Source organism: Micromonospora sp. NPDC048839 (genome assembly GCF_040649915.1).
In the GTDB taxonomy this organism is placed as follows: domain Bacteria; phylum Actinomycetota; class Actinomycetes; order Mycobacteriales; family Micromonosporaceae; genus Micromonospora.
The window spans coordinates 137,370-144,906 of the sequence record NZ_JBEZGL010000019.1 but is presented as its reverse complement, the minus strand read 5'-3'; the positions used below and the strand labels follow the sequence as shown (position 1 = coordinate 144,906).

Genomic DNA, 7,537 nt, shown 5'->3' with positions numbered 1-7,537 from the left:
GCCGCCTAACCACCGCCACACCACGACCCATCCCACGCCGCTTCGCGACGCGGGATGCTGCCGCGTGTCTACGCACGGTTCGATTTTCGAGTTAGCGTGGAGGGCCGCGGATGTTCGATTCGAGCGGGCTGGGCTGATCTTGACCATGCCGGCCAAGGAGCGGATGGCGCTCACGGACGCGCTGGCCAGCGGTGAGGTGGACTCGGTCGACGAGTTGGCGCTGCGGCTGTCGCCGTACCTGGAGATGGCGGGCTGAACGCGTCGAGGGCCGGGTCCATGCGGACCCGGCCCTCGACGGTGCTGCTGGTGTTTCAGCGGGTCAGCGCTCGACCTCGCCGGCGATGAACTCCTCGACGGCCTGGTGGGCGTCGTGGTCGGCGTACTGCACCGGCGGGGACTTCATGAAGTACGACGAGGCCGACAGGATCGGGCCGCCGATCTTCCGGTCCAGCGCGATCTTCGCAGCCCGGACCGCGTCGATGATGACGCCGGCCGAGTTCGGAGAGTCCCACACCTCGAGCTTGAGCTCGGCGTTCAGCGGGGTGTCACCGAACGAGCGGCCCTCCAGGCGGATGTACGCCCACTTGCGGTCGTCCAGCCACGGCACGTGGTCCGACGGGCCGATGTGCACGTCGCTCTTGCTCATCTCGTGCGGGATCTGCGAGGTGACCGACTGGGTCTTCGAGATCTTCTTCGAGACCAGCCGCTTGCGCTCCAGCATGTTCATGAAGTCCATGTTGCCGCCGAAGTTGAGCTGGTACGTGCGCAGCAGCTCGACACCGCGGTCCTCGAAGAGCTTCGCCAGCGCGCGGTGCACGATGGTGGCGCCGACCTGGCTCTTGATGTCGTCACCGACGATCGGCAGGCCCGCGTCGGTGAACTTCTGGGCCCACTCCGGGTCGGAGGCGATGAAGACCGGCAGGGCGTTGACGAACGCGCAGCCGGCGTCGATCGCGGCCTGGGCGTAGAACTTGGCGGCCTGCTCGGAGCCGACCGGGAGGTAGCAGACGACGACGTCGACCTGCGCGTCGCGCAGCGCCTGCGCCACGTCGACGGGGGTGGCGTCGGACTCCTCGACGATCTCGCGGTAGTACTGGCCCAGACCGTCGAAGGTCGGACCGCGCTGGACGGTGATGCCGGTCGGCGGCACGTCGCAGAGCTTGATGGTGTTGTTCTCGCTGGCGACGATCGCCTCCGCGAGGTCCATGCCCACCTTCTTGGCGTCCACGTCGAATGCCGCGACGAACTCGACGGCGTTGACGTGGTAGTCGCCGAAGGCGACGTGCATGAGACCCGGGACGCGGTCGTTCGGGTTGGCGTTCCGGTAGTACTCGACGCCCTGAACCAGGGACGAGGCGCAGTTACCCACACCGACGATGGCGACGCGGACGGAGCCCATAGCGTCTGCCTCCTTCTTTTCTGTCACGGCCGCTCATTCCTGGTCTCTCCAGGCGGAGGCGGGCTGTTGTCTTCTCGTCGGCCACCGGCCGTCCCGATGTGCGGGACCGTCGGGGCTCGGCCGGAGCGCTCGTTGGCGATGAGCTCCTCCAGCCAGCGGACCTCGCGCTCACAGGCGTCAAGGCCGTGGCGCTGTAATTCCAAGGTGTAAGCGTCGAGGCGCTCGGCTGCCCGGCCCAGCACGTCACGAAGCCCTTCGCGACGCTCCTCGATCTTGCGGCGGCGACCCTCCAGAATGCGCAGTCGGGTCGCCTGGTCGGTCCGGGCGAAGAACGCGAAGTGCACCCCGAAACCCGTGTCGTCGTACGTCTCGGGTCCGGCCTGTGCGATCAGCTGGGCGAAGCGTTCCTTGCCCTCCGCGGTGATTTTGTAGACCACCCGACCTCGTCGGCTGGTCAGCGCGGGAACCTCCTCGGCAGTGGCGGGTGTCTCAGCAGCTTCGGTGATCCAACCCGCCGCCTGCAGCCTGCGTAGGGTCGGGTAGAGCGAGCCGTAGCTGATCGCCGCCCGGATCGCGCCGAGTTTGGCGGTCAGCTCCTTGCGCAGCTCATAGCCGTGCATCGGAGACTCCTGCAGGAGGCCGAGGATGGCGAACTCAAGCACTTGCCACCCTCCCTTTTCCCCTCCGGCGTGGAGCGGTAACCGCCGCGATGTATCGGACCGATACATCGCACGTTAGCGGGTTGCGCCGGCCAGGGCAAACCCCCCAATCCGAGACCCTGTCGTCACGGATCGTGAGCATGGTCGCCTGCTTGGGCCGGACCGCGTACCCTTCTTCGCATGCGTACGCAGCGCCAGGTCGTCGACTACTCGCTTCAGAAGCGAGCAGTGCTGCGTGAGCTCCTGGCCGGCCGGGTCGGCACGTACGACGTCTGCGACGCGTCGCCGTACCTGAAGAACGCCGCCCGGTTCCACGGAGAGCCGACGGACCGGCGCTGCCCGATCTGCCGCAGTGAAAACCTGACCCTCGTCCACTACATTTACGGTGACGAGCTCAGGCAGTCCGCCGGGCAGGCACGGACGCTCACCGAGTTGCCCGTGCTGGCGATGACACTGCGTGAGTTTCAGGTCTTCGTGGTGGAGGTGTGCCTCGGCTGCGACTGGAACCATCTCGTCGAGCAGTACCTGCTCGGCCGGGATGGTCTGACCGGCGACAGCGACGGCACCGACGAGCAGAGTGTCGCGGCCGCCGAAGGTGCGGGTTGGCGGAGGCGAGAGGCGCAACGGTGATCGCAGCAGGTTGGACCGGCCCCGGGGCCATCGACGAAACCCGGGACGGCCGACCGCTCGTTGGTCCGATTGGCCCGATTGATACAGCATTGACCTCGACGAGGCGGCACCCCTGTGCCGTCGTCCCGGGTGAAGCAACTCACGGCAACCCGGTGGCGGCGCAGTCGCGCCCCACCGCGACCGGCAGGGTGTGAGGAATGAACTCGTACGGCGATCCCAGTTCTGCGCGCGGCCGGGCCCAGTACCCGGCCCCGGCGGGCGACCCCGGGGCGGGCGCGGACGACGCGTACCGCCGGCCCGGCGGTGACTCCCGCGGAGGTGGCTGGTCGGCTTCGGGGGGCGGAGCGGCAACCCCGGCTCGCGCCTCGGTGACGCCGCCGGCCGCCGGTGGGCGGGCCACGGTGGGCGGATCGGCGTCGGTGCCGCCGCGGGGTGGCGCGGCGGCCGGATCCGCCTCGGTGGGCTCGGCGGTCCCAGGCCGACCAGGACGTGCCTCCGTGCCGGTGTCCCCGGCACCGGGACGCGCCTCGGTGCCGGCGTCGCCCGGACCCGGCGCGGCTGCCGGACGTGCCGGCGCCGGACGAGCCTCGGTGCCGGTGTCCCCGGCACCCGGAGCGCCGGCGGGTCGGGCGGTGGTCGGTGCCGCCTCTGTCGGTACCGCCTCGGCGGGTCGAGCCAGCGTCGGCTCCGCGTCGGTGGGTGGCCGGGCCGCGGTCGCCCGGGCGAGCGTCTCTCCGGTCTCCGGAGGATCAGGTGGGCCGGGTGGACCCAACGGTCCCGGTGGACCCAACGGCCCGGGCCGGGGCGGTCGCGGTGCGGGCGGCGCGGGCGCGGCGCGCTCCAAGAAGCGCAAGCGGATGAACCTGCTGATCGCCGGCGTCGCGATCTTCATCATGCTGGCCGGTGTCGGCGTGGTCGGGTTCACCTACTACTCGACGAACGTGGTCATGCCCAACGAGTTGCCGCTGCCGCTGTCCACCACGGTGTACGCCAAGGACGGCAAGACCCAGTTGGCCAAGCTGGGCAGCGAGAACCGCACCTTCGTCACCATCAACCAGATTCCCGTGCACGTGCAGCACGCGGTGGCTGCCGCCGAGGACCGCAACTTCTACCGGCACTCCGGCGTCGACTACAAGGGCATCGTCCGGGCCGGATGGAACAACATCACCGGTGGTGACAAGCAGGGCGCCTCGACCATCACCCAGCAGTACGCCCGCAACGCGTTCGAGAACCTCCAGGACGACTCGTACGGCCGCAAGGTGAAGGAGGCCATCCTCGCCTCCAAGCTGAGCGAGGAGTACGACAAGCCGGAGATCATGCAGCACTACCTCAACGTCATCTACTTCGGACGCGGTGCCTACGGCATCGAGGCCGCGGCACAGACGTACTTCGGCAAGGCGGCGAAGGACCTGTCCGTGGGCGAGGGCGCCGTGCTCGCGGCGGTCATCAAGCAGCCGAGGCCGAGCGAAACCCACAAGGGTTTCGACCCGGCGGAGAATCTGCCGGACGCCAAGACACGGTGGGACTACGTGATCGCCGGCATGAAGAAGGAAGGCTGGGTCGACGCCCCGGGCGAGCCCGCGTCGCCGACCGCCTACCCGAAGGTGCTGCCGCCGAAGAAGGGCGGGAACGGGTTCGGTGTCGACAGCCCGCGGGGCAACGTCATCAACTACGTCCGCGAAGAGATGGACGCGATGGGCCTCTGCTCCGACAGTGGCGCGGAGGGCAAGACGAGTTGCGTGGACGCGCTGCGGGACGGCGGCTACCGGATCACGACCACCATCGACCCGAAGCTGCAGACCGCCGCCGAGAACACGGCGATGCAGTCCAAGAAGGGTTCGTTGCTCAACGAGCAGCCGAAGAACCTGATGGCGGCGGTGGTGTCGATCGACCCGTCGAAGGGTCGCGTGCTCGCCTACTACGGCGGTGACAGCGGCGCCGACTTCGACTACGCCGGCAAGAACACCGACAAGAACGGCGACCTGACCGGTGGCCACCAGCCGGGCTCGTCGATGAAGGTGTACACCCTTGCCGCCGCCATCGAGGCCGGCATCTCGGTCAAGTCGCACTGGGACCCCACGCCGTACAAGCCCGAGGGCTCCAAGGTGGCGATCGGCAACGCCGGCCGTACCAACCTCAAGTGCGGCAAGTACTGCACCCTCGAAGAGTCGACGGTCCAGTCGTACAACGTGCCCTTCTACTGGGTCGCCAAAACGATCGGCGCGGACAAGGTCGTCGACATGGCCCACAAGGCCGGCGTGACCACCATGTGGGGCGTCAACCCGCCGCAGGCCTTCGACCTGTCGAAGAAGGGGCCGAACCCGTTCGACAACTACACCGGTTTCGGCAAGTACCCGATCACGGTGCTCGACCATGCCAACGGCATGGCCACGTTCGCCAACGACGGCAAGTACATCAAGGCCCACTTCGTCTTCAAGGTGGAGCAGCAGGACAAGGACTCCGGCAAGTGGAAGGTCGTCGGCAGCGAGCGCATCAAGTCGGAGCAGCGGATCCCCAAGAAGATCACCGACGAGGTGACAGGTGTCCTGAAGCAGATTCCCCGCCCCAACAACATCTCCCTCGAAGACGGCCGTCAGGCCGCCGCCAAGACCGGCACCTGGGAGTACGACGACAAGGACAACTCGCACGCCTGGACGGTCGGCTACACCCCGCAGAACGCCACCGCGGTGTGGGTGGGCAGCCGGGATCCGAAGAAGCCGCAGATCAAGCTCGACAACGACAAGGACATCGGTGGTGCGACGCTCCCCGGCCCGATCTGGGAGAAGTACATGAACGCCGCCCTCAAGGGCCAGGAGGAGATCCCCCTGCCCAACGTCACCGGCGAGGGTGACGTCACGAAGGGCAACGGCAAGGAGCCGCCGCCCCCCACTCCGGGTCTGCCCGGTCTCCCGGGTCAGCCGGGTTGCGACCCGCTGACCGACCCGTTCTGCACGGTCCCCGGCGGTAACCCGGGTGGTAACCCCGGCGGAAATCCCGGTGGTAACCCGGGCGGAAATCCCGGTGGTAACCCGGGCGGTAATCCCGGTGGGCCCGGGGGGCCAGGCGGCGGTGGTGGTGGCGGTGGACTGCTGCCCGGCGTACCACCGAACCGGGACTGACCCGCAACTTCGCACGACGCCGCCGCCGGCCGGACGATCTGTTCGGCCGGCGGCGGCGTTTCCGTACCCAGATCTCTCCGCGTCGGGACGGGACGACTACCCCGCTCATACGGCAGGATGCCTTCTCATGAGCACCCAGTCGACGCCCGGCATCGACGACGCCGGAACCACCGACCACCCGTCCCGATCCGACGGGTTCGTCCGCGGCCTCTCCGGCGCGATCGGCGGCCCACTGGGCGACCACGCGGTCGCGCTGGACCAGCCGGCCGGCCAGGAGCGTCGCTTCTGGACCGCCGTCCGGATCGTGCTGGCCCTGGCCTGCCTCACCCTCGCGCTGCACTGGGTGCAGAAGTCGCCCTGTCAGGACGGTGCCTGGCAGAACAACGTCCAGTACACCCGGTTCTGCTACACCGACGTCCTCGCCCTGTACTACGCCGAAGGGCTCAACGAGGGCAAGGTGCCCTACCGTGACCACCCGGTGGAGTACCCGGTGCTGACCGGCTACTTCATGGGCGCGCTGGGCCTGCCGGTGCACGCCGTCGGTGACGGCGACCCGAGCATCAACCAGGGCCAGTGGTTCTACAACCTCAACGCGCTGGTGCTGGGCGCGCTGGCGGTGGCCACGGTGGCGGTGCTCCTGGCGCTGCGCCGCAGACGACCCTGGGACGCCGCGCTGTTCGCACTCGCCCCGGCGCTGGTGATCACCGCCACCGTGAACTGGGACCTGCTGGCCATCGGGCTGGCCGCCTTCGGCCTGCTGGCCTGGGCCCGAAAACGACCCGCGCTCGCCGGCGTACTACTCGGGCTGGCCGGCGCGGCGAAGCTGTGGCCGTTGTTCCTGCTCGGGCCGATCCTCGTTCTCGCGCTGCGGGCCGACCGGCTCCGGGCCGCCCTCACCGCCACCGGTACGGCGGTCGCCGCCGTGGTGCTGGTGAACCTGCCCGCCGCGCGGGCCTACCCGGACAACTGGGACCGGTTCTTCGAGCTGAACACCACCCGGCCGATCGACTGGGGCACCCTCTGGTACATCGGGCGCTACCTGGACGGCAAGGTCGGCAACGACCCCGGCCAACTCGGCCCGTTCGAGTGGCTGAACGCCAACATCCCCACCCTCAACACCCTCTCGTACGCGCTGTTCGGGTTGGCCTGCCTCGGGGTGGCCGTACTGGCGTTGCGGGCACCGCGCCGACCGCGGCTGGGTCAGCTCGCCTTCCTGGTGGTCGCGGCGTTCCTCATCTTCAGCAAGGTCTGGTCGCAGCAGTTCGTGCTGTGGCTCCTGCCGCTGGTGGTGCTGGCCCGACCCAAGTGGGGAGCCTTCCTGGCCTGGCAGATCGCCGAGGTCTGCTACTTCGTCGCCTTCTACGGTGAGCTGCTCGGCGCGGCGACCAGCCGCCCGGTCTTCCCGGAGGGGGTGTTCGTGCTGGCCTCGACGTTGCGGCTGACCACCGTGGTGGTGCTCTGCGTGTTTGTCATCAAGGAGATCCTGCACCCCGAGCGGGACGTGGTGCGGGCCACCTACCCGGACGACCCCGACGGCGGCGTCCTCGACGGCGCACCGGATGCGCCGTGGCTGGACCGCTGGCGCCGCAGAGAGACGAGCAGCGAACCCCGACCCGAGCCCGTCGCAGCTACCTGACAGTTAGGTCGAACGCGGCCTGCACCACGTCAGGGTTTCGGGGGAGCCCGCCCGGCGCAGGGATCAAGCCTGACCGCCCGGAGCCGGGTGGGCT

5 protein-coding genes are annotated in these 7,537 nt (G+C 69.0%); 3 read left to right on the top strand and 2 right to left on the bottom strand.

All coding sequences use genetic code 11. The features are described 5' to 3' along the window. Window positions 1–319: 319 nt before the first annotated feature. On the bottom strand, window positions 320–1,399 hold the full coding sequence (locus AB0C25_RS29015) for an inositol-3-phosphate synthase (RefSeq protein WP_357242939.1): 1,080 nt from the start codon (window positions 1,397–1,399) through the stop codon (window positions 320–322). 23 nt (window positions 1,400–1,422) lie between these two features. After that, window positions 1,423–2,061 carry a PadR family transcriptional regulator gene (locus AB0C25_RS29010; RefSeq protein WP_357377262.1) on the bottom strand — a complete coding sequence of 213 codons (639 nt, stop codon included), beginning with the start codon at window positions 2,059–2,061 and terminating at the stop codon, window positions 1,423–1,425. 177 nt (window positions 2,062–2,238) lie between these two features. On the opposite strand from AB0C25_RS29010, the gene AB0C25_RS29005 reads away from it, so the two are divergent. The 3 genes from AB0C25_RS29005 (at window position 2,239) to AB0C25_RS28995 (ending at window position 7,443) form a co-directional block, all read left to right on the top strand. Then, entirely contained in the window at window positions 2,239–2,688 is a 450-nt protein-coding gene (locus AB0C25_RS29005) for a DUF5318 domain-containing protein (RefSeq protein WP_357377261.1), read from the top strand. A 197-nt stretch (window positions 2,689–2,885) separates the two neighbouring features. Next, window positions 2,886–5,807 carry a transglycosylase domain-containing protein gene (locus tag AB0C25_RS29000; RefSeq protein ID WP_357377260.1) on the top strand — a complete coding sequence of 974 codons (2,922 nt, stop codon included), beginning with the start codon at window positions 2,886–2,888 and terminating at the stop codon, window positions 5,805–5,807. Between the two features lie 127 nt (window positions 5,808–5,934). Continuing rightward, window positions 5,935–7,443, top strand: coding sequence for a glycosyltransferase 87 family protein (locus AB0C25_RS28995; RefSeq protein ID WP_357377259.1), 1,509 nt, complete (start codon window positions 5,935–5,937; stop codon window positions 7,441–7,443). The last annotated feature ends 94 nt before the right edge of the window (window positions 7,444–7,537 follow it).